Source organism: Klebsiella sp. KPN54798 (genome assembly GCF_021184225.1).
GTDB lineage: Bacteria > Pseudomonadota > Gammaproteobacteria > Enterobacterales > Enterobacteriaceae > Klebsiella > Klebsiella pneumoniae.
The window spans coordinates 2,105,751-2,127,427 of record NZ_CP089234.1 but is presented as its reverse complement, the minus strand read 5'-3'; the positions used below and the strand labels follow the sequence as shown (position 1 = coordinate 2,127,427).

General features: G+C 59.5%; 20 protein-coding genes and 2 pseudogenes. 6 read left to right on the top strand and 16 right to left on the bottom strand.

Features of this window, described 5'->3' with window-relative positions; genetic code table 11:
* Nucleotides 1-53: 53 nt before the first annotated feature.
* The 7 genes and pseudogenes from LPQ25_RS10145 to LPQ25_RS27290 all read right to left on the bottom strand — a co-directional run bounded on the left by LPQ25_RS10145 (nt 54) and on the right by LPQ25_RS27290 (nt 7,569).
* The gene (locus LPQ25_RS10145; RefSeq protein WP_141923360.1) at nt 54-431 is read right to left on the bottom strand and encodes a hypothetical protein; all 378 of its coding nucleotides are present in this window, start codon (nt 429-431) and stop codon (nt 54-56) included.
* An 18-nt stretch (nt 432-449) separates the two neighbouring features.
* Nucleotides 450-2,936, bottom strand: coding sequence for a DUF2345 domain-containing protein (locus tag LPQ25_RS10140; protein ID WP_014907360.1), 2,487 nt, complete (start codon nt 2,934-2,936; stop codon nt 450-452).
* Between the two features lie 150 nt (nt 2,937-3,086).
* Nucleotides 3,087-3,211: pseudogene (locus LPQ25_RS10135) on the bottom strand (hypothetical protein).
* Between the two features lie 183 nt (nt 3,212-3,394).
* Nucleotides 3,395-5,092, bottom strand: coding sequence for an OmpA family protein (locus tag LPQ25_RS10130; protein WP_014907359.1), 1,698 nt, complete (start codon nt 5,090-5,092; stop codon nt 3,395-3,397).
* A 3-nt stretch (nt 5,093-5,095) separates the two neighbouring features.
* The gene (tssL, locus tag LPQ25_RS10125; RefSeq protein ID WP_004891113.1) at nt 5,096-5,749 is read right to left on the bottom strand and encodes a type VI secretion system protein TssL, short form; all 654 of its coding nucleotides are present in this window, start codon (nt 5,747-5,749) and stop codon (nt 5,096-5,098) included.
* Entirely contained in the window at nt 5,746-7,086 is a 1,341-nt protein-coding gene (tssK, locus tag LPQ25_RS10120) for a type VI secretion system baseplate subunit TssK (RefSeq protein ID WP_015874925.1), read from the bottom strand. The genes tssL and tssK overlap by 4 nt, the downstream gene beginning before the upstream one ends.
* Nucleotides 7,087-7,323: 237 nt before the next feature.
* Nucleotides 7,324-7,569 (bottom strand): hypothetical protein, encoded by a 246-nt coding sequence (locus LPQ25_RS27290; protein WP_015874926.1) that lies wholly within the window; start codon nt 7,567-7,569, stop codon nt 7,324-7,326.
* An 86-nt stretch (nt 7,570-7,655) separates the two neighbouring features.
* On the opposite strand from LPQ25_RS27290, the gene LPQ25_RS10115 reads away from it, so the two are divergent.
* Together LPQ25_RS10115 and LPQ25_RS10110 are read left to right on the top strand one after the other, a co-directional pair.
* On the top strand, nt 7,656-7,985 hold the full coding sequence (locus LPQ25_RS10115) for a gamma-glutamylcyclotransferase family protein (RefSeq protein WP_002910650.1): 330 nt from the start codon (nt 7,656-7,658) through the stop codon (nt 7,983-7,985).
* Nucleotides 7,986-8,099: 114 nt separating this feature from the next.
* Nucleotides 8,100-8,639 carry a DUF2058 domain-containing protein gene (locus tag LPQ25_RS10110; protein ID WP_002910652.1) on the top strand — a complete coding sequence of 180 codons (540 nt, stop codon included), beginning with the start codon at nt 8,100-8,102 and terminating at the stop codon, nt 8,637-8,639.
* A 25-nt stretch (nt 8,640-8,664) separates the two neighbouring features.
* Here the strand turns inward: LPQ25_RS10110 and LPQ25_RS10105 are convergent, their stop codons facing one another.
* Nucleotides 8,665-9,363 (bottom strand): RluA family pseudouridine synthase, encoded by a 699-nt coding sequence (locus LPQ25_RS10105; protein ID WP_014907357.1) that lies wholly within the window; start codon nt 9,361-9,363, stop codon nt 8,665-8,667.
* Between the two features lie 190 nt (nt 9,364-9,553).
* Between LPQ25_RS10105 and LPQ25_RS10100 the strand changes: the two genes are divergently transcribed.
* Nucleotides 9,554-10,036, top strand: coding sequence for a cold-shock protein (locus LPQ25_RS10100; protein ID WP_002910657.1), 483 nt, complete (start codon nt 9,554-9,556; stop codon nt 10,034-10,036).
* Between the two features lie 109 nt (nt 10,037-10,145).
* Nucleotides 10,146-11,045 carry an L-proline-binding transcription factor PsrA gene (locus LPQ25_RS10095; RefSeq protein WP_004152315.1) on the top strand — a complete coding sequence of 300 codons (900 nt, stop codon included), beginning with the start codon at nt 10,146-10,148 and terminating at the stop codon, nt 11,043-11,045.
* On the opposite strand, the gene LPQ25_RS10090 is transcribed toward LPQ25_RS10095, so the two are convergent.
* The 3 genes and pseudogenes from LPQ25_RS10090 to LPQ25_RS10080 all read right to left on the bottom strand — a co-directional run bounded on the left by LPQ25_RS10090 (nt 11,020) and on the right by LPQ25_RS10080 (nt 14,365).
* Nucleotides 11,020-11,829 (bottom strand): substrate-binding domain-containing protein, encoded by an 810-nt coding sequence (locus LPQ25_RS10090; RefSeq protein ID WP_004145468.1) that lies wholly within the window; start codon nt 11,827-11,829, stop codon nt 11,020-11,022. The genes LPQ25_RS10095 and LPQ25_RS10090 overlap by 26 nt on opposite strands.
* An 11-nt stretch (nt 11,830-11,840) precedes the next feature.
* Nucleotides 11,841-13,135: pseudogene (locus tag LPQ25_RS10085) on the bottom strand (MFS transporter).
* A gap of 303 nt (nt 13,136-13,438) precedes the next feature.
* The gene (locus tag LPQ25_RS10080; protein ID WP_002910715.1) at nt 13,439-14,365 is read right to left on the bottom strand and encodes a LysR family transcriptional regulator; all 927 of its coding nucleotides are present in this window, start codon (nt 14,363-14,365) and stop codon (nt 13,439-13,441) included.
* A 98-nt stretch (nt 14,366-14,463) separates the two neighbouring features.
* On the opposite strand from LPQ25_RS10080, the gene LPQ25_RS10075 reads away from it, so the two are divergent.
* Complete coding sequence (locus LPQ25_RS10075; RefSeq protein ID WP_002910717.1) at nt 14,464-14,940, top strand: GNAT family N-acetyltransferase; 477 nt, start codon at nt 14,464-14,466, stop codon at nt 14,938-14,940.
* A gap of 49 nt (nt 14,941-14,989) precedes the next feature.
* On the opposite strand, the gene pckA is transcribed toward LPQ25_RS10075, so the two are convergent.
* Nucleotides 14,990-16,633, bottom strand: coding sequence for a phosphoenolpyruvate carboxykinase (ATP) (pckA, locus tag LPQ25_RS10070; protein ID WP_004180410.1), 1,644 nt, complete (start codon nt 16,631-16,633; stop codon nt 14,990-14,992).
* A gap of 294 nt (nt 16,634-16,927) precedes the next feature.
* Here pckA and LPQ25_RS10065 point away from each other — a divergent pair, with 294 nt between their 5' ends.
* Complete coding sequence (locus tag LPQ25_RS10065; protein WP_002910720.1) at nt 16,928-17,821, top strand: LysR substrate-binding domain-containing protein; 894 nt, start codon at nt 16,928-16,930, stop codon at nt 17,819-17,821.
* Between the two features lie 5 nt (nt 17,822-17,826).
* Here the strand turns inward: LPQ25_RS10065 and LPQ25_RS10060 are convergent, their stop codons facing one another.
* The 4 genes from LPQ25_RS10060 to LPQ25_RS10045 are packed head-to-tail and all read right to left on the bottom strand — an operon-like array spanning nt 17,827 to nt 21,625.
* Nucleotides 17,827-18,546, bottom strand: a complete 720-nt coding sequence (locus LPQ25_RS10060) for an ABC transporter ATP-binding protein (protein WP_004175491.1) — start codon at nt 18,544-18,546, stop codon at nt 17,827-17,829.
* On the bottom strand, nt 18,543-19,418 hold the full coding sequence (locus LPQ25_RS10055) for an ABC transporter ATP-binding protein (protein ID WP_014907356.1): 876 nt from the start codon (nt 19,416-19,418) through the stop codon (nt 18,543-18,545). Before LPQ25_RS10055 ends, LPQ25_RS10060 begins: the two co-directional genes overlap by 4 nt.
* Nucleotides 19,415-20,701, bottom strand: a complete 1,287-nt coding sequence (gene livM / locus LPQ25_RS10050; protein WP_004148804.1) for a high-affinity branched-chain amino acid ABC transporter permease LivM — start codon at nt 20,699-20,701, stop codon at nt 19,415-19,417. Before livM ends, LPQ25_RS10055 begins: the two co-directional genes overlap by 4 nt.
* Before the next feature lie 9 nt (nt 20,702-20,710).
* Nucleotides 20,711-21,625, bottom strand: coding sequence for an ABC transporter permease subunit (locus tag LPQ25_RS10045; RefSeq protein ID WP_004175489.1), 915 nt, complete (start codon nt 21,623-21,625; stop codon nt 20,711-20,713).
* Nucleotides 21,626-21,677 lie beyond the last annotated feature (52 nt).

Sequence of the window (21,677 nt, the reverse complement as noted above, 5' to 3'; positions counted from 1 at the left end):
CACTGTGTTATTTTTAAGCGGAATAAGTTCCATTATACCAACGGCAGTATCTTTCATTTTATCATTAAGCAATTCCCCTCCGGAGGATTCGCTGTTAGTGACATAAGCTCTTTCCGCAAAGCCTGATTTGCTTTGTTTAAAGCTTCATAGGCTTTAGTGATTTCACTTTCAAATTTTCTTGCTGGCACTCTGCCTGCCTGAGTGATTGCTTCAAAATTAATATCATCAAGATTTTTTTGCGCCTGTTTCTGAGTTTCAAGCAAGCCAGACAGAAAATCATGCTCCTGTTCGATAATTTTAGTATCTGAAGCCTCCAGAAAAAGCAATGTTGCGCTACCTGGGTGAAAATAACATTCTGGGCCATATTTTCCTTTTACAACCGTTCCCGTCCCTTGTACCGATGTTTTACTTTTCTCTTCTCCGGTAGCCATATGCTATTCCTTCATTCTTTAAAGTAATTCTATATGCAGGGCATCAGGCAGGGCAGTATAAACTGCAACAGTTTTACCTTCCGCATCGGTCCTGCCTTCAAATACTTTACCTTCACCGGTTGTTATCCTGTACCGGGTAAAAGGTAAAATCTCCCCGGACTCTTCATCTTTTGCAGTAAAAAACTCACTGAAACCGACGGGAAGCTCAGGTTTGTTTGCATCATAATCAGCTGCGCCCATTTTCTGCACATTGGCCGATTTCAGCAGAATATTCCCAGGGCAGCCCAGCTCGATATTGCCACCACTTAGCCTGATATACGCTCCCGCACAATTCACCACCAGTTCCTCCGCCGCCGTGATTTCCACTCGCCCTTCCACGCTGGTCACGGTGATATCCTTTTTCGCCGTCGCCTCCAGCGCATCATCCTGCGCCTGGATTTCAATCTTTCCCTTCGCCGCAAACAGCTTCATCCCCGCCTTTCGCGCCAGCAGGCTGACGGCTTCTCCCGCCGCCACCGTAAAACGTTTCAGCGCACTAATGTCCGTATTCTGCTGTGACACAATCCCCACGCTGGCGCTACCCGAAGACAACCGTACCGCCTGCGGACTGCTGATGCTCACGCCCTGCGGCGCATTCAGCACTATCCCCGGCTGCGCCAGCTCTTTCAGCGCATCGTTCAGCGTCTGCTGGTTGCCGGTATCCGATGGCAGGGCCTGAGCCGATTCCGCTGCCGACGCCAGGCTTTTCGCAATACCCAGGGCATTTTCAAGCTGCGCAATCGCCTCCTCCATTGCCAGCATCCTGTCGCCTGCCGAAGGCTGTTTATCCGCACTGATAAACACTCCCGCACCGCCCCGGATGCTCACCCATTTATCCGTACGCAGTTCCGCACCCTCGCCCCGCAACTCCCTCTGCGCATTCACGTTATGCCCCAGGTTCAACTGCGTCTTGCCGCCGTACTCGGTGCTGAGCTTGATATGCTCCTCGCCGCGCTTATCCTCCATTCGCAGCTTATTGTTGGTCGGAGTACGAATCACATTGCGGGTGCTGTTTTTCTCCGTCACAGGATCGACATGCCGCGAGTCGTGCAGCGCATGCGCAATATACGGCCGGTCAGGGTCGCCTTCGTGGAAAGCAATCGCCACCTCCGTGCCCTGGATCAGCGGGAAGTGAAAGCCGTACACGTCGCCGCCGTAGGGTTTGGCGAGACGCACCGGCATGCTTTCCTGCCCCTGCCCTTTCTCATCTCTGTCAGGGTCAAATTTCACCCGGTACAGGCCGGACGCATCCTGCCAGGCGTAGATATCATTCGCTTTCGCGCTGGTCACCCGCGCCGTCATGGTGCCAGTCACCTTCGGGCGCGGCAGCAGCGGCGGACGCCAGCACAATGTTTCGCTGTAGGGCACCGCCAGCAGGGACACCCGCAGCGCCTCCCGGCGGCTGGCGGTAAAACCGGTGCCGGTGATTAACAGCGGATCCTGTACGGGCGCAGGCAGGGTCGACGGCAGGCTGTCGGTAACGGTCAGCACCTGGGCCGGCGCCAGCCAGGCTGCAGTACTGATCGCGGTAATAAGCGTCTGGTGAGCCAGAAAACGCTCATGGTCGAGGCGGGCATAGAAGTTGGCGGTCTCCGTCTGCGGGTCGATTTTATCGCCACGCTCCCGGTGGCGAAGCTTATAGTGGTATACCTCACCGTAAGTGATGCCTTCACCATTTCCCCGGGTCATATCCGCTGTTGCCGACTGGAGAACGCTCTGCGCATCGCGGGGGTTATAATCCCGGGTAGTAACGTTCGCCTCTACGACGTTGTGGGTGATGCTCAGACCCCATATCGATTCCGCACCGCTGTCGCTCATCCCGGACGGGCTGTTTACAGGAAGTGTCTTATCGAACATCAGCGCCCGCTGCGCGTCGGCGAAGTGAACCACTTCGCTCTGCGCCTCTTCCTGCAGGGTGAAGAAATAAAATATCCCCACCTCTGCCAGCAGGCGCTGGATAAATGCCAGGTCGCTCTCCTGATACTGATTAATTTGCTCGCGCCGTGGATAGTGTTGCTTGAGATAAAACTCATACTCCCAGTCATGCAGGTGATGTTCCTGCAATACCTGCTCCACCACCTCCGGCACCGATTTATTCACGAAAAAACGGTGGCTGCGAAACTGTTTATCCAGTAAGGAGAGGAAGGGTTCGAGGGTTATCTGATATTTCGACTGATCTTCTGAACTGCTGATACGCCGGAAGGCAGTCACCACGCCATGGACGCGTTTGCAGTCCGCCAGCTGCTGCAGTGCGCCGCCGCCCATCGTCAGCATGGCGGGTTTGCTCAGGAGCTGTGCGGCATCAATATTTTTCTCTGCGCTGGTAAACGTAATAGTGTAATAATAAAGTTCACTCAGTTTTTCTGCCCCACTGAATTCTTCCACATCCAGCGATGCGGTACATGAAGGAATATCCAGCTGGTAACGGTTAAGGGTGGTGCCGGTAATTATTGAAGAGGTATCCATTATATTCCTGTTTTACTCCGCTGTAATGACCATCAAAAATCAATTCACAGGACGCCCTGTTTAATTTTGTTTAATGATAATCATCTCATTCATCATAAATATATTTATGTGCATATCGATATATCAGATACCCCACCAGGAGTTTCGTAACTAAAAGGTAACCCCAGGGATATTTATATTCACTGACTGAGAAATAAAAAAAGCAGCCAGAAACCGGAGCCTTCAACGTTTATCGCCGCCAGCATTTCTCTGCCACAGTCCTTAGCGCTATCCATAATGATCTCCTTTATCCATCCCCTTTCCTGCGCGTCATCCCCGCAGAGGCCCCGCTTTGCCGACAAGATTGACTGGCGGCAGGCACGCTACCGCCCATCGCTGTTTCCTGTTTATCAGGAACCCGTAGCGCACAAGGTCAGGCAGGCAGATTGTTGTTCAACCTCCGCGATCGGGGTCGCGGATTACTCGGTTTCGCTTTTTAATCCGTTAGTCTCTACTCCTGAGGTATTGGCCGTGCCCGGCGTCAGACAGGCGTCCTTCTGCGGGACCAGACTGATCTCCACCCGGCGATTTTGCGCCCGCCCCTCTGGCGTCTCGTTGCTGGCGACAGGACGGCTTGCGCCGTAGCCCTGCACCGCAAAACAGCTCTCCGGCACATCGCCGGTATCGCGCATCCAGTCGCGGACCGCCTCGGCACGCTTCAGGGAGAGTTGTTGATTGGATCTATCGTTGCCGATGCTGTCGGTATGGCCTGCCACCACGATCAGCCAGCCGGGTTTGGCCTTAATGCCCAGCAGCGAGTTCACCAGCAGCTTTGTCGAACCCGGTTTCAGCGCCGATTTGCCGGTATCGAACAGCGCCATGCTATCGAGGCGGATCGTCTGCGGCCCCTGCACAACCTGCTTAATGACCGGACGCGGCGGCGGGGGCGGCGCCCAGTCATTGATAGCGGCTTCCACGAAGGGGATCAGCCGCCCCCCCTGATACAGCCCCAGCCGATAACGCAGCGGCTCCCCCCGGCGCAACCAGTCATCCAGCAGGCGGCTGTCGGCACGCAGACGCTGCTGCGCCTGCAGCTTCGGCGTCGGCGGCGTGCCGCTGAGGCGGTGGTACACCGCCAGATGATCGCCGACGCTGCGCACCAGGCGCTGGTTGTTGATAAAGGAAGCCAGCATCGCCAGCGCCAGAAAGAGGAAGCCCACCCCAGCGGAAAGACCGGCATCGCGCATCCGGCGGCTGACCCCGTGGCGGTGCGGCAGTGACGACAGAAGAAGATCCGGCAGCGGGTGAGGACCTGGCGCCGCGTCGTTGCCCGGGGAGAGCGTGGTGATCGCGGCGATTTGCTGTTGCCAGAGGTTATTCGCCACCGCCGCTACCGGTGTCAGGCAGATGCCCGCGGCACACAGGTTCAGCGGAGGAAGTTCCGCCTGCCGGGCGCGGAATGGCCGGAAAAGAGCGTTTTCGGCCAAGGTCAGAATGCTCTCCAGCCACAGCGTCTGATGCAGGCGTGAGGCAGGGCTGCCCTCCCGCTGCCACCCGGCAACCGCCTGGGGCGCTTGTCCCTTCTGCTGCACCTGGAGCCCAGGCCTCTCCGGCGTGATGGTAAACCAGCGGCTTTCCCCTGCCTGGCCGCCTGGCGGCGTCACCCAGAACACGCTCCACACCGGCGGCAGACCGTTTAGCCAGGTTCGGCACTGAACGATACTCCGCCGCCAGTCGCGCAGCGACTGCGCCAGATGCTCCCCGGAGGGGTGGTGCTCCGGTACCACCGCCAGCAGCACGGAAACCTGCGATACCAGTGCCGGACGCGCCGCCGCCAGGTACTGCGCCAGCCCCGGCAATTGCTCCGCGCTGTCTCCCCGTAGATACCAGCCGTGACGGGTTTCGCCGTGCGCCGAACGCCCGGGAAACAGACCGTCGGTATCCCCGCAGACCAGAACCACTGCCCCCTGAAAATCCTCGGGCGGCAGGACGATTTCCGATCGCTGACGGCTGACTGCCCGGCGACGCTGACGCCAGAGCGCCGCGCCGCCCGCCAGCAGGATGCACAGACTGAAGATCACCTGGTTGCCGATGGACAGCGGCCAGAAGCCCAGCACTAGCCACAGGGCCAGGATGACGGTCAGTATCGTAAGCAGACGACGAGCGTTATCACGCATCTCTTATCCCTGCCCTGCTATCTGCGCCACCATCTGTGACAGCATGGCGGAGCAGGTCAACCACAGCGCCGCCAGCGCCACAATGCCAGCCGCCCAGCCGCACCAGTACATCCGCCGTCCGCTGCGCAGCCGGGAGGCACGAACCACCACCGGCGCCTCCTGGGTCAGGCTGAACGGCGGGACCCGCGCGCCAAGCGCTTGCGCCACGTCCTCACGCCGTTCGTCATCCTCGGCGCGGTACTGTCCGACAAATCCCAGCTGTAAAGTACGAAAGAAGCAGGTCAGCACTGCCGCATCCGCCGTGGGCTCTCGCAGCAGCTGGCGGATCCGTTCCCAGAGCTCTTCCCCGGCGTTGAGAGTGCTGAAAAAGCGCGCCTGCAGCGGATCCTTGCGCCACCTGCGGTAGCCATCATCCTGACTGGCGCGGTTGAGGACGCTCTCATCCAGCAGCGCGCAGTAGGCATAGAGCATCTGCTCAGCGCTGGCTTCACTGACTCCCCCCGCCGTCAGCGCCTCGCGCGCCTCGGTCACCCATCGACAGGCCTGGCGATAGAGCGCCTCGCCATCCGTCACCGGCTGGCCGCAGCGTAACTGGCTGACCATCAGCCAGCCCGGGTAAAAAGTTTTGTTGATCAGATCGCTTTCAGAGGTATTCATGAGCGCAGTACCGCAAAGAGTTCAAGTTTCACGTCGCCAAGCGATTCCGGGGTATAGAAGGTGCAGTTGCCGGCCTCCAGCATCGCGCGGGCGGCGTCGGTGGAGAGATCCAGAGCGAAATATTGGTTTTCCAGACGTAGCGGAATGGCCGCCGGCACATGGCTCAGCGGTTTGATCGCGATGCCGCTGAGGGCAATATTGACGACCTCGGCGACATCATCATGGCTACCCGCCTTACAGAGCTGCGGAAAGCGGCTCTGTAGCTGGTGAGGGGGGAGTGAAGAGCGCACCGACAGATAAAAATCCGCCCCCTCGCGCAGCCGCGCATCGTGCAGCCTGCCCCGCCAGATCTCCCGGTCGGCGCCCTGCTCCAGAGCGATGGCGATCACCCTTGAGGGCAGGCTGACTTCGAGCAGCGTATCCAGCAGGGCAAACAGCGGCGGGAATACCTGCTCTGGCGAGGCATGCCGGTAGCGGGGGATTGCTTCCAGATGATGTTCAAGGGAGAAAGTCAGCAGACTGCCGGCCAGCCTGGCCAGTTCGCGATAGAGCAGCTCCGGATGGCGCGAAGGGTCCTGATGCAGCTCGCTGAGCACCGGTTCAGCGCTGTTCAGCGCGTTGAGCAGCCAGAACAGGGAAACATCCGCCACGGCAAAATCAGCCATCCGCGCATTGCTTTCACGACGCATGGCCATCAGGCGTCTGCGTCGGGCCTGCAGGCGATGTAACAGCTCGCCCAGCTCGCTGACCAGCGTCGGGCTTGCCGCCAGCGACAGCAGCGGCGGGATGAATTCCGGGTCAACGATCCACTGCCCCTGGGCGTCGCGCACCAGACGCGCTACCGGGCAGGTGAGAAAGGCTGCATTTTCCTCGGTGGAGAGACGCAGCGTTAGCGCGTGCCGCAGAACGGCCAGCTCGCTGCGTTCATGGCCGGCCAGCTCCTGGACGGTCACCTGCTCGGCGCGCCAGCGGCGCGGGCGGGCGCTCTCCTGGCCGTCATCAAGATTGCCGCCGCTGGCGCTGAGCAGCGGCAGAGCGAGCAGAACCTCCACGCTGTCCTGCATCACGTCCGATACATCGCGGACCGGTGGCAAAATATCCGCCAGCTCGGTGTCAATCAGCGTTCCGTCGGCGAAACGCACGATCAGCCGGGTAGCGTTGAGCCGGGAAAGGGTGAGCGCGCTCGCGTCAAACTCCGCGCGCAATACCCCCCACGGGTGGGCGAGAGCCATGCGGGAGACCGTATCGGCGACGTGCGCGTCCCAGCGGGCCTGTTGCTGAAACTGCTGCGGGACCAGAAAAGCCCCGTCGCGCCATAATGGGCGGAAAATCTTCATTGCACCTCCTGTGCCTTTCGCTTTCATTGGTCTGCAGACAGGACCAAATGCCCGGACGGATATCCCTCATCCGCCGTGTGTTCGGCTGGATTTATTACCTGCCGCTTCAGGGAAAGGAAATATCTCCCCCTGCCCGCGAGAGTTTCGAAGTCAGATGATATTTTTGGTCAAGGGATGTTTATCATAAAGCGAAAGAGTCAGGGGGAGGTAACGCCTGGCCCTAAATAATATCTGAATTCAACCCAAGGTAGCTTTATTGCTCTCGGTCATCACATGTAGAAGGAATATTCCATAAGCGACCCTTTTATTATTTTCCTGTTGAATATTAATTAGCGAATTAATCCCTCCGTCAGGAATATTTATATTTACCTTAAATATAAATAATAATAAAAATATCACCGCAATCGATATACCCTCAGTAGCGCTGAGTCCAGAGTCTCCCCCGGCAACTGCCAGATACCCGGAGGAGTGCCCCGCCCCCACCCGGCCATTGCCAGGCGCTGCATTACCCCGTATTTTGGTTTCCCGCTCCGCTGTGGGCGGGTATCAGGGCGAACGAGAGAGAGAAAATGAAACCACTATTTGTCTATGGGACGCTCTGTCCCGGTCGCAGCAATGCGCATATTCTGGAGGCGATCGGGGGCGAGTGGCGTCCCGGCTACGTCACCGGCACCTTTTACGCGCGCGGCTGGGGCGCAGCCGCCGATTTCCCGGGGATCGTCCTCGACGCTCACGGCCCACGGGTCAACGGCTATCTGTTCCTGTCCGATCGGCTGGCGGCGCACTGGCCCATGCTGGACGACTTTGAAGAGGGGTACGATCGGGTGCCGGTGGAAGTGACCACCGACGATGGACAGCAGATCAGCGCCTGGATTTATCAGCTTCAGCCCCGGGGGTAATCCCCCGCCGCGCTGCGCGGCATGGTACAGCAGCCCAGCGCGATCGCGAGTCTGGCGTCGTTTCTGCCAATGCAGGTATACTTGCCAGATGTTTCCTCAGTTTCAGACACGCAGATGACAAAACTCACCTTACAAGAGCAGATGCTCAAAGCCGGCCTGGTCAGCAGCAAAAAAATGGCTAAAGTCCAGAGGACGGCGAAAAAATCCCGCGTTCAGGCCCGTGAGGCCCGGGAAGCGGTGGAAGAAAATAAAAAAGCCCAGCTGGAGCGTGATAAACAGCTTAGCGAGCAGCAAAAGCAGGCGGTGCTGGCGAAAGAGTATAAAGCCCAGGTGAAGCAGCTGATCGAGATGAACCGCATTACGGTCGCCCGGGGCGATATCGGCTTTAACTTTACCGATAATAATCTGATCAAAAAAATCATGGTCGACAAGCCCACCCAGACCCAGCTGATTAACGGCCGTCTGGCGATTGCCCGCCTGGCGGTGGATAACAAGCCCGAAGGTGAATATGCGATTATTCCGGCGGTAGTGGCTGAGAAAATTGCCCAGCGCGACGCCAGCAGCATCGTGTTGCACAGCGCCCTGAGTCAGGATGAGCAGGATGAAGACGATCCGTACGCCGACTTTAAGGTACCCGACGATCTGATGTGGTAACCTCGGGCTTTCCCGCCGCGGGCGATCAAAACGGGCTCGCCTGCTGGATATGCATCGGCTCATGGCTGACGGGGTGGACAAAGCGCAGTTCGCTGGCGTGCAGCATCAGCCGCGGAGCCTGTTCCGTGCCGGGCAGCTCCCGGCCACCGTACAGATCGCAGCCAAGGATCGGATAGCCCAGCAGCTGGCAGTGAATACGCAGCTGATGGGTCCGTCCGGTCTCCGGGGTGAGCGTCACCCGGGTTAACGCCAGCGCCCTCTCGCCTTCTCGCGCCTGATACAGGCGGTCTATGACCCGATAGCGCGAACGCGCCGGTTTGCCGTGGCGGGCGCAGAGCGCCATGCGCGGGAAACGGGCCGGATCTTTGGCGATTGCCGCCTCCACTATCCCCTCATCTTCCGCCAGATGGCCGCACAACAGCGCCGTATAGACCTTGTCCACCGTGCGCTGGCTGAACTGCTGGCACAGCAAGGCGTTAATGCCCTTGTTGCGGGCGATCACCATCAGGCCGGAGGTGCCGAAGTCCAGGCGGTGCACCAGGGTGCAGCCCGGAAAGCGCTGTACCAGCCGATGATGCACGGAGTCGAGGTTGCGCGGATCTTTGCCCGACAGGCTCAGCAGCCCGGCGGGCTTATTGATCAGCAGCAGGTGTTCGTCCTGATACAAGAGGGTGATCTGTTCGCGACACGGCGGCGCGACAAAGGTATCGATAATGGTGGACATCAGGCGGCCCGAAGAAGGAGTGGCTGGCGATAGTACCCCATTTTGCCCAGCGGCACGATGCTAGCGCACAATCCGCCCTCGCGGCGGCGTCATTTATCACCCACACTTATCGCAAAGGCATGGCCTGTACAGGCAATGTGCTTTACACTGCGCGCTGCAAAATTTGTGTTAACCAACGAGTAATACGGTAATGGCGATGAACGGAACAATCACAACGTGGTTTAAAGATAAAGGTTTTGGATTTATCAAAGATGAAAACGGCGAAAATCGTTATTTTCACGTGATTAAGGTCGCCAATCCTGATCTTATCAAGAAAGACGCGGCGGTGACTTTCGAACCTACCACCAACAATAAAGGGCTGTCGGCCTACGCGGTGAAGGTCATTCCGGAAAGCAAATATATCTATATTGCCGGCGAGCGGTTGAAGCTGACCTCCATCAAATCCTATGTGGTGTACCGGGAAGAAGAGCCGGTCGAGACCCGCGTCGATAAAGAAAACGCCGTGCTGTCGGTCGGGCTGCTGATGAACAGCATCCGGCCAAAAGCCACGGTGCAACCGGGAGAGATGCGCTCGGTGAAAAAGCTGGCGATCACCACCTTTCAGGGGACAACCCTGATCTTTTCGGAAGACGAAATCGATATCGATGCCACGGTAAAACTGCTTAAGGTGTAAGCCCTGGCGCGCGGTTTCCCGCGCGCCCGAAGTCCTGCCCGATATGCTACCCGCCATCGCCCCTCGCCGGACGGGGCGATGGCGCCAGAGAGCCGATAAGGATGCCGCCATGCCCGTAAATTTTGACTTCAACGATCTCTACGCCTTTCGCGCCCTGATGGAATATGGCAGTTTTCGGCTGGCGGCCGAATCCATCTGCCTGTCGCAGTCGGCCCTTAGCCGACGCATCGAAAAGCTGGAGACGGCGCTGGGCAACCGGCTGTTCGATCGCACCACCCGGCGGGTGACCCTCACGCTGTATGGACAAAATTTTGCCGAACGTTCGGAGCAGCTGCTGGCCCATGTCGAGACGGTGCTGGCGGATATCAGCCAGGTCAGCAAGGCGCGCACCGGGCTGGTGACGGTGGCGACAGTGCCTTCCGCCGCCTACTACTTTATGCCGGAAATAATCCGCAGCTTTCAGGCGCGTTATCCCCAGGTGCGCATCCGGTTGATTGACAGCAGCGTCGGGAATGTGATCGAGGCGGTCAGCAGCGGACAGGCTGACTTTGGCCTCTGCTTTGCCAAAAACCTGCCAGCCAGTATCGAATTCACCCCTCTTGCCGACGACCGCTATGTGGCCGCCTGTCGGCACGATCATCCGCTGGCGCGCAAGACGCACCTAAGCTGGCAGGCGTATTTTGAACAGGATTATATTGGCCTGGATCGGGTCTCCGGCAACCGGACGCTGCTTGACCGGGAGCTGGCGCATCTGACGCCGGCGCGGCCAAGTATCTGCGAAACCCGCCACGTCACCACGATGCTGGGGATGGTGGAAGCGGGCATCGGCATTGCCGCCGTGCCCGCGATGTCGATGCCCGCCGGGGAGCATTCCGTTCTCCGCGCTGTGCCGCTCACCGACCCGGTGGTCACGCGTACGGTAGGCCTGATCCGCCTCAGCGGCCGTATTCAGTCCTACGTGGCGGCAGAGCTGGAGAAGCTGATTATTGAACAGTATCCTTCTGGCTGACCGGCGCGGCGGCGGCTACGCTTCGCATACCGGTGGCGTGGATGGTCTCCTGCGCCGCCGGTGACGCCAGATACGTCAGCAGCGCCTTGCCTTCCTGCGGGTGGTCGGCGCTGATGGTCACCGCCCCGGCAAAGCGGGTGATGTACTGCAGGTTATCCGGCAGTTCGCCGACGAAGGTTACGCCGGGCACCGGCAGCAGTTCGCTCACCTGCTGAAAACCGATCGCATACCGTCCCTTGGCCACTTCCGAGGCCACCGGAATGCGCTCCACCATCTGCGCTTTACTCTGCATCGCGTCATCAATGCCCAGGGTGTGGAACAGCGTCGAGCTGACATAGCGTCCGCTGGCGCTGTCGGAGTACGCGACCGATGGCGCCGCCAGCAGCGTCGCACGCAGCTGGTCTGCGTTGTGGATAGCCGGCAGCGGCGCCCCCGCCTTCACCACCACGCCGATCGGCGAGTCGGCCAGCTCCCGGCGCGAATCCGGTTGCGTACGGCCCGCTTTCTCGAGGCTGGTCAGCGCGTCCCCGACCATGATCACCACGTCCGCGTGTTCGCCGCGCGCCAGACGGTTAGGGATCGCCTGCGGCGTTTTTCCCATCGACGGGCCAGGGATCACCACGAGGTGGTTGCCGGTTTGTTTTTCCCACGCCGGGGCCAGCTTTTCCAGCGCCGCTTTGAAGCCGCCGGAGATCATCACGGTGACCTCAGCGGACAACGCGCTGCCGCCGGTGGCGGCCAGCAGCAGCGTGGCGAGCAGGGTTCCTGTCGTTTTACGCATCATCTTCTCCCTGATTAACGTGCCGTCTGCAGCGCAACGGCGCTACGGCGATAGAGGTAGCAAGTGGCCAGCAGACCGCAGATGGCGGCAAAGCTCATCCAGTAGCCGGGAGACGCTTTATCACCGGTATACTCAATCAGCGCTGTGGAAATCACCGGCGTGAAGCCGCCAAACACCGCGGTCGCCAGGCTGTAGGCCAGCGAGAAACCTGCCACGCGCACTTCGGCGGGCATAATTTCGGTCAGCGCCGGGATCATCGCCCCGTTGTACATGCCGTAGATAAACGACAGCCACAGCAGCACGCTCAGCATCATCAAAAAGCTCGGGGCGTTCGCCAGCATGGTCAGCGCAGGCCAGGCGGTAGCCAGCGCCAGCAGGGTCATGGCGATCAGCACCGATCGGCGGCCAAAGCGGTCGGACAGCGCCCCGCCCACCGGCAGCCAGAAGAAGTTGGAAATCGCCACCAGCAGCGTGACCAGCAGGCTGTCAGAGGCACTGAGCATCAGCACCTTTTTACCAAAGGTCGGGGCATAGACGGTGATCAGGTAGAACGCGGTGGTGGTCATCGCCACCATCATCATCCCGGCGATAACCACCTGCCAGTTCGCCAGCAGGGTGGCGAATACCTGGCGCATCGCCAGATGATGGCGGCGGGCAGTAAACTCCTGGGTCTCCTCCAGCTTACGGCGCAGGATAAAAATGAACGGAACAATCAGGCAGCCGAAAAGGAACGGAATACGCCAGCCCCAGTCGCTGATAGCGCTCGGCTCCAGTACCGCGTTGAGGGCAAAGCCCATCGCGGCTGCCACCATGATGGCAACCTGCTGACTGCCCGACTGCCAGCTGGTGTAAAAGCCTTTGCGGCCCGGGGTGGCGATCTCGGCCAGATAGACCGACACCCCGCCCAGCTCGGCGCCGGCGGAAAAGCCCTGCAGCAGACGGCCGATCAGCACCAGCAGCGGCGCCCACAGGCCAATGGTCTGATAAGAGGGGATCAGCACGATCAGGAAGGTGCCGGTGGCCATGATCGACAGGGTGACGATCAGCCCTTGCGCCGCCCCACCTTGTCGATATAGGCGCCAAGTACGATAGCGCCGATGGGGCGCATCAAAAAGCCGGCGCCAAAGACTGCGAAGGTCATCATCAGCGAGGCGAATTCACTGCTCGCCGGAAAAAAGGTATGGGCGATGTAGGTGGCATAAAACCCGAACAGGAAAAAGTCGAACTGTTCGAGAAAGTTACCGGACGTGACGCGCAGAATGGCGCCGATCCGGTCACGGGTACTCATCTGTGAGGTTGTTGAATGCATGCAGGTCTCCAGTTTGTTATCCACGCGTTGTCGCGCGCCTGTCGCTGAAGACTGAAACAGAACCGGGAACGAAATAAGCGTAATAAACGCATCCACTAATGCATTTTACGCATGAATAACATTTAACTAATTAACATTACTTTTACATACAATAATTTAACACACACCGTCCTAACCACGCCGCGGGTGACGGCGAAAAAGTCAGTTTTCCGTTTTGTGACCGGGGCCAGGATATGTCGCCGTGGGTTGACGGCATAAAACCTGGCCTGGGGTAACGATATACGCTGCCGGCTGGAAAGCGCGTCAGGAAGCGGTAGACTCCCCCACCAGCGTCTGCAACAGGGAGATAAGCCAGCGGGTAGCCTCGCGTTTCCCGCTGCGTTGGTGGGCGTAAATCTTGACGTCAAACGGCGGAACCGGAAACGGCAGCGGGAAAATAGTCAGCCGGGCGGCGCGGGCCATCGTCTCCGCCGCCCGCCGGGGCAGCGCCATCAACAGGTCGCTCTGCTCAATAATAAAGGGCGCGCTCAGCATCGAGGGGGTTTTCATCGCCACCTGCCGCGAATAGCCCTGTCGCTCCAGCTCACAGTCCAGCACCCCCTGCCGCTCATTCCACGGGGTCACCACCAGATGACGGGCCGCAAGGTAGGCGTCCAGGGTCAGCGCCGTCCGGTTGGCCTGGCTGATGACCACATATTCGTCCCGCAGCCAGTTAATCTCCTCAAGATCGGGATGGGCTGGCTCGTCAGGGGTATTGAACCCGAGGGCCAGGTCGACCTCGCCCGCCAGCAGCTCGGTCAGCGCCGGGCTGTGGGGCAGATAACGGAGCTCAAACCGCAGCCCGGGCGCCTCACGCTGCAGGTGATGCATCAGCGTCGGAAAGACGCAGAACGCGGTGAAATCGGTGATCGCAATCTGCATGCAGTCGGTGCTGGCGGCCGGCACAAACGCCGCCGGCGGCGTCAGCTCCTGGTTGAGAAACTTCAGCGCCGAAGCGATAGAGGGCGCCAGCTGGCTGGCATAGACGCTGGGGCACATCCGGTGGCCTTCGCGGTAGAACAGCGGATCGTTGAGGGCGCTGCGCAGCCGGGAAAGCGCATGGCTCAGCGCCGAGGTGCTCATCGCCAGCTCTTCCGCCGCCAGGCGTACCGAGCGGGAGCGATAGACCGCGTCAAAGACCGGCAACAGGTTGAGGTCAATCCGGCGCAGGACAGGATGCATAATATTCATCGTTTGCTGATTTCATTGCACTTAATTCTTTTCACAATACCGCTTATCCTCAGGGTCAGCAATTTTGCTCTCTTTTGACTATGGATACAGGACACCCCATGAGCATCACAATCCGCCAGGCCACCCCGGACGACGCCACCGCTATCTACGACATGATTTATGAACTCGCGGTCTACGAGAAAGCCCCCGAAGAGGTAGTGACGACGCCAGAGGAGATCAGAGAGACGCTGTTTGCCAGCGGCAGCAAAACCGAAGCGCTGATCTGCGAGGTGGCGGGCAAAGCGGTGGGCTACGCGGTGTTCTTCACCAGCTACTCCACCTGGCTTGGACGCAATGGTATCTATATGGAGGATCTGTACGTCACCCCCGACTATCGCGGGATCGGCGCCGGAAAAGCGCTGCTGAAAACCATCGCGCAATATGCTGTACAACGTCAGTGCGGGCGTCTGGAGTGGAGCGTGCTCGACTGGAACCAGCCGGCGATTGATTTCTATCTGAGCATTGGCGCGCAGCCGCAGGATGAATGGGTGCGTTATCGCCTCACTGGCGATGCGCTGCGGGCCTTTGCGGAGTAAAGCGGCTCGCCAGCAGGTCGGCGCCAGGCGTCGACCTGCTGGCCGCGGATCAGGCTTCGACCGCGCTCTTCTGCAGCTGCGGACCGGCCAGCGCCAGACGCGCGCCCGCTTCGGTATCGCTGTACTGCTTGAAGTTATCCATAAACAGCTGAGCCAGGCTCTCGGCCTTCTCCTGCCATTTATCCGCTGAACTCCAGCCATTACGCGGATCCAGCACCGCGCTGTCTACCCCTGGAATGCTCTGCGGGATCGCAAGACCGAACACCGGGATGGTCTCCTCGCGCAGCGGGCCGGTAGTGCCGTTGAGGATCGCGCTAATGATGCTGCGGGTATCGCGCAGCGACAGGCGTTTGCCCTCGCCGTTCCAGCCGGTGTTGACCAGCCAGGCTTCGGCACCGGATTCCGCCATCTTCGCCGCCAGGACGCTGGCGTACTGGGTCGGGTGAAGCAGCAGGAACGCCGCGCCATAGCAGGCGGAGAAGGTCGGCGTCGGCTGGGTAATGCCGCGCTCGGTGCCCGCCAGCTTCGAGGTGAAACCCGACAGGAAATGGTACTGCATCTGCTCGGTGGTCAGACGGGAGACCGGCGGCAGAACGCCAAACGCATCGGCGGCAAGGAAAATCACCTTCGACGGATGGCCCGCGCGGGACACCGGCTTGACGATATTGTCGATATGCGACAGCGGATAGGAGACGCGGGTGTTTTCGGTTTTGCTGCCGTCGGCATAATCCACGCTGCCGTCAGCGCGCACCACCACGTTTTCCAGCAGCGCATTGCGGCGGATGGCGCCATAAATCTCCGGCTCCGCCTGCGGATCGAGATTGATGGTCTTAGCGTAGCAGCCGCCTTCGAAGTTAAACACGCCGTCATCGTCCCAACCGTGCTCGTCATCGCCAATCAGCTGACGATGCGGATCGGTCGACAGGGTGGTTTTCCCGGTCCCGGAGAGGCCGAAGAACAGCGCCACGTCCCCTGCTTCGCCACGGTTGGCCGAGCAGTGCATCGACGCGATGCCTTTCTGCGGCAGCAGGTAGTTCATGACCGAGAACAGCCCTTTCTTCATTTCGCCGCCGTACCAGGTGCCGCCGATGAGCTGAATACGCTCGCTGAGATTAAAGGCGACAAAGTTCTCGGAGTTCATCCCCTGCGCCTGCCAGTTGGCATTGGTGCAGCCCGCGCCGTTGAGCACCACGAAGTCTGGCGTAAAGCTGGCCAGCTCGTCGGCGCTTGGCACGATGAACATGTTTTTGACAAAGTGGGCCTGCCACGCCACCTCGGTGACGAAGCGTACGCCAAGACGGGTGTCCGGGCTGGCGCCGCACCAGGCGTCGATGACGTACAGTTTTTTGCCGCTCAGCTGGCCCGCGACCAGGCTTTTCAGGCTGCGCCACACGTCTGGCGATAACGGTTTGTTGTCGTTGCGGCCGAGGCCGGAGTCTGCCCACCAGACGGTGTCGCGAGTCTGTTCGTCGCGGACGATGTATTTATCGCGCGGCGAACGGCCGGTGAAGATCCCGGTATCAACAGCCACAGCGCCAGAGTCGGTCATCACGCCGCGGGCCGCGCCGGTCAGCTCAGGAGAGGTTTCATGTGCAATAAGCAAATCGTAATCAGGGTTGTAATAGAATTCGCCGCTTGCATTAATCCCCAGCTCCTGCAGAGCCATTTTTACTGATTCAATTTGTTGTGACATGGAACTCCTGACAAACTATTTAAGGTAAGAGGCCTGGGTTATTCATTGCTTTCGTCATCGTCGCCGGCTATTTAACAAGATAAGTCCTGGACAATGAAATGACAATGAAATAAAGCAATAAATAACCGTGAGTCGCGATTTCATATCGTGCTCATGTAGGGTCGCCGATATGCATTCATAAATCTCAACTTTCCAAAAAATGTTAACACCTGTCGATAATTATGTTAATTGCATAGTTTCTATGCGCTATGCTAAAATTGCATAGCCTTTATTGCGTTTTTGAGGACTGGATCGGTGTTGGCAAATCTGGAAGTAAAATGGCTGTATGATGTGATTGCCCTTGAGGAGTCGCGCAGCTTTACCCTGGCGGCCAAAGCCCGCAACATCTCTCAGTCTTCGTTCAGCCGACGCATCCAGTCGCTGGAGGCTTCCCTCGGATTCAGCATCTTCGATCGTAGCGCCAACCCTCTGCAGCTGACCAACCGCGGGAAAATTTTTGTCGGCTATGCGCGAAATATGCTCGATGACATGGATTTTCAGATCAGCCGTATTAAAGGCTTAAATAACACTACCCAGAAAATAAGAATCGACGCCGCCCCTTCGCTGTCGGTGTTATTACTGCCGGAGATCATCGCCGGTTACACCGACCGTAAAAATAAGACTTTTCATGTTGAATCGATTAACGTCAACGACGCCGTATTTAACCTGAAAGAGGGAAAAAGCGATTTTATCCTCTCCTTCTATAATGAAGAATTGATGAACTATCCGTTTATTAATCATAAAATTTTTGATTCTTATCTGCACCTGGTCTCCCCCTGCGACGAACATGGCCGCCCGCTGTTTCATTTACATCGCGGCGTGCTGCCGCTGATGAAATACGCCAACGACAGCTATATGGGGCGCCAGGTGAACCAGGTGATCGACCGCACGCCGGAGATCACCTTCTCTCTCACCTTTGTCTCTTCCATGAGCGAGCTGCTCAAGCGCATGATCCTCAATGGCGACGGCGTGGGCTGGCTGCCGCAGTACTCCATTCAGCGCGAGCTGGACGAAGGCCGGCTGACGATCCTCGATGAGAGCCTGTCGCTGCCGATCGGCGCCTGGCTCTACCGCTCCGGCTCGCGGCTTAACCAGGCCGCCGAACGTTTCTGGCAGCACATTAAAACCCGTAACGAACCGCGGGAATAACCCCCTCAGCCGCTGATCCCCAGATATGCCTTACGCACCTCCGGGTCGTTGAGCAGCGTCTGGCCGCTACCGCTCAGGCGGATCTGGCCGTTCACCATCACGTAGGCGCGGTCCGACAGATTGAGGGCATGGCGGGCATTCTGCTCCACCAGAAACAGCGTCATCCCCTGGGCCGTCAGCTCGCGCAGGATCTGAAAAATCTGCTTCACCACCAGCGGCGCCAGCCCCAGGCTCGGCTCATCCAGCAGCAGCAGGCGCGGTCGGCTCATCAGCGCCCGGGCGATGGCCAGCATCTGCTGCTCGCCGCCGGAGAGGGTCATCGCCCGCTGTCCCCGCCGCTCTTCCAGCCGGGGGAACAGCTGGTACATTCGCGCCTTGTCCTCGGCCTGATAGCGGTTGCCAATGGCAATGGTCCCCATTAGCAGATTCTCCTCGACGGTCATATCGGGAAAGATGCGCCGCCCTTCCGGGGCCTGGGCGATGCCGTTGCTGGCGATAAAGTGGGTCGATTTCCGGCTGATCGCCTCCCCGCGATAGAAAATCTCCCCGCCGGCAATGCGCGGCTGGCCGAAGACCGACATCAGCAGCGTTGATTTACCGGCGCCGTTGGCGCCGATCAGCGCCACCGTCTCCCCCTCGTTGACGGTGAGAGAGACCTGCTTCAGGGCCTGGATCGGCCCGTAGAAGACATCCACCTCATTAAAGGCAAGCAAAGGCTGGCTCATCGGCGCGTCTCCTCTTCCTCAGCGCCAAGATAGGCGGCAATCACACTGGCGTTGGCCTGGATCGCCTGCGGCGCGCCGCGGGCGATGACGTCCCCGTGATCGAGGACGATGATATGATCCGAAATCTCCATCACCATCCCCATATCATGCTCGATCAGTAGCACCGTAATGCCGTGCTGCTGGCGCAGAAAGCGAATAATCCGGCTCAGCGCCTGGGTTTCCACCGGGTTGAGGCCGGCGGCCGGCTCGTCCAGACAGATCATCTCCGGACGGGTGCACATGGCGCGGGCGATCTCCAGCCGCCGCTGCTGTCCGTAGGAGAGGGTCCCCGCCAGACGGTTGGCGCAGTCCACCATCTCCACCACCTCCAGCCAGTAAAAAGCGCGATCCAGCGCCTGACTCTCCGCCTGCCGATACCCACGGGCATTGAGGATCCCGGCCAGCAGATGGCGGTTGACCTGGGTATGCTGGGCCACCAGCAGGTTCTCGATCACCGACATCTCGCGGAATAAACGTATATTCTGGAAGGTGCGCGCCAGGCCAGCGCGGTTCACCAGATGGGTGCCACCGAACATCTTGTAATAGATCCGCCTCCCCAGCTGCGCCGGGTGGAGAAAATCGTCCGGGTGAAGCTTCTGCCCCAGCACCTGAATAACATCGGTGACCTTTTCCCGCGCCCGCAGCACGATACTGCCCCCCGTCGCCCGATAAAAACCGGTCAGGCAATTAAACACCGTGGTCTTGCCCGCGCCGTTGGGGCCTATCAGGGCGGTGATCGACCCCCGCTCCACCTCCAGATTGACATCATTCAGCGCTTTGATGCCGCCGAAATGCATCATCAGATGCTCAACGCGTAAGATGCTGTCGGTCATGGCGCGACTCCTTTTCGCAACGCAACCCCGCTGCGGCTGGTGCGCACCAGGCCGCGCGGCCGCCAGATCATCATCATCACCATCAGCACGCCGAACAGCAGCACCCGATATTCGTCAAAACCGCGCAGCAGCTCCGGGGTGACCGTCAGAACAAACGCCGCCAGTACCACTCCCAGGGTGGAGCCCATTCCCCCGAGCACCACAATCGCCAGGATCAGCGCCGACTCAAAAAAGGTGAACGACGTCGGGTTAACAAACCCCTGATAGCTGGCGAAGAACACCCCGGCGATGCCGGCCGTCGACGCGCCGAGCATAAACGCCGAGAGCTTCACCAGTACGTGATTGAGCCCCATCGCCCGACAGGCGATCTCATCCTCGCGCAGCGCCTCCCAGGCGCGGCCGATGGGCATCCGCGTCAGGCGATGCTTCACCAGCAGAACCAGCATCACCACCAGACACAGCACGGCGTAGAGAAAGATGAATTTCAGGTTGGGGTTGTAGCTGACGTGGAAAAACTCATGGATGGGGATGCCGCCATCTTTCGCCCGGCGGGTAAACTCGAGGCCAAACAGCGTGGGGGATGGCACCGGTACGCCGTTAGGGCCGCCGGTGAAGCTCACCCAGTTGTTAAGCACCAGGCGGATAATTTCGCCAAAGCCAAGGGTGACGATGGCCAGATAGTCGCCATGCATACGCAGCACCGGAAAGCCCAGCAACGCCCCGGCGAGGGCCGCCATCACCGCCCCCAGCGGCAGCATCGCCCAGAAGCCGAGGCCCAAGTACTGGTAGCCCAGCGCCAGGCCGTAGGCGCCGATGGCGTAAAACGCCACATAGCCCAGATCGAGCAGGCCCGCGAGGCCCACCACAATATTCAACCCCAGGCCAAGCAGAACGTAGATCAGCCCAAGAATGGCCACGGTCAGCAGATATTTTGTGGCGAGAAACGGAAAGACAATGGCCAGCCCCACCAGCAGCGGTATTATCCAGCGCAGCCGCGAGCGGTAGCCCGGCGGCCGGACGTATACCCCGTCATCCGCCCCCTCAAAGCGGGCAATAAAGGCTTTTCCCCTGTGGCTCTGCAGCAGCAGACTGAGCGCCAGCCTGCCGGCCATCACCACCGCCACCAGAATCGCCACCCGCGCAGGCGCGAGGGTAAAACCATACCCTTTGAGCACCACGCCGACGATCGGGCCAAAGACAATTAACGCGCAAAGGCCGGCCAGTACGCTGTCGATCAGCGCGTTTTGGATAGCCCGCGCAGGCTGGCGCGTAATTTCACCCATAAAGCCTCCTTAGACCTTGGCCACCAGCGGACGTCCCAACAGCCCCTGCGGGCGAAAAATCAGGATCGCCACCAGCAGCGCAAAGGAAAAGACATCTTTGTAATCCGAATTCACCAGCCCGGCGAACTGGGCTTCGGCCACCCCAAGCAGCAGACCACCCAGCATCGCGCCAGGCAGCGAGCCGATCCCGCCCAGCACCGCGGCGGTGAAGGCTTTGATGCCGATAATAAATCCGATATAGAAGTCGAAGGTGCCGTAGTTCATGGTCACCAGCACGCCGGCCAGACCGGCCATCGCCGCGCCGATGACAAACACCAGGGAGATCACCCGGTCGGTATTGATGCCAAGGATCGCCGCCATGCGCCGGTCCTGCTGGGTGGCGCGGCAGATGCGCCCCAGCCGGGTATACTGAATAATCCAGGTCAGGATCAGCATCCCCACCAGCGCCGCGACGAGAATAAACACCTTGGTCCAGGTGATCTGCACCACCCCGTCGCCCACCGTCATGCGCAGAGCGCCGCTAAGCAGCGTCGGGATCCCCTGCTGGTTCGGCCCCTGGCTCAGCTGGACATAGTTCTGCAGGATCAGCGACATCCCGATAGCCGAGATCAGCGGCGCCAGCCGCGTCGAGTTGCGCAGCGGCCGGTAGGCGATGCGCTCGATCGCCCAGCCGTATACGCCGGTGACCACGATGGTGAACACCAGAGTGGCGAAAATCAGCAGCGGAAAGGAGTGGATCCCGAAGAAAGAGAGCAGCGCCAGACCGATGGCGCACAGGTAGGCGGAGACCATATACACCTCGCCGTGGGCGAAGTTGATCATGCCGATGATCCCATACACCATGGTGTAGCCGATGGCGATTAAGCCGTACACTGCGCCCAGCGTCAGCCCATTGATCAGTTGTTGCAGAAAAAACGCCGTCATAGCCCCTCCAGCCGCCAGGCAGACGGCCGCCGGGTTCCGTTCCCGGTCAACC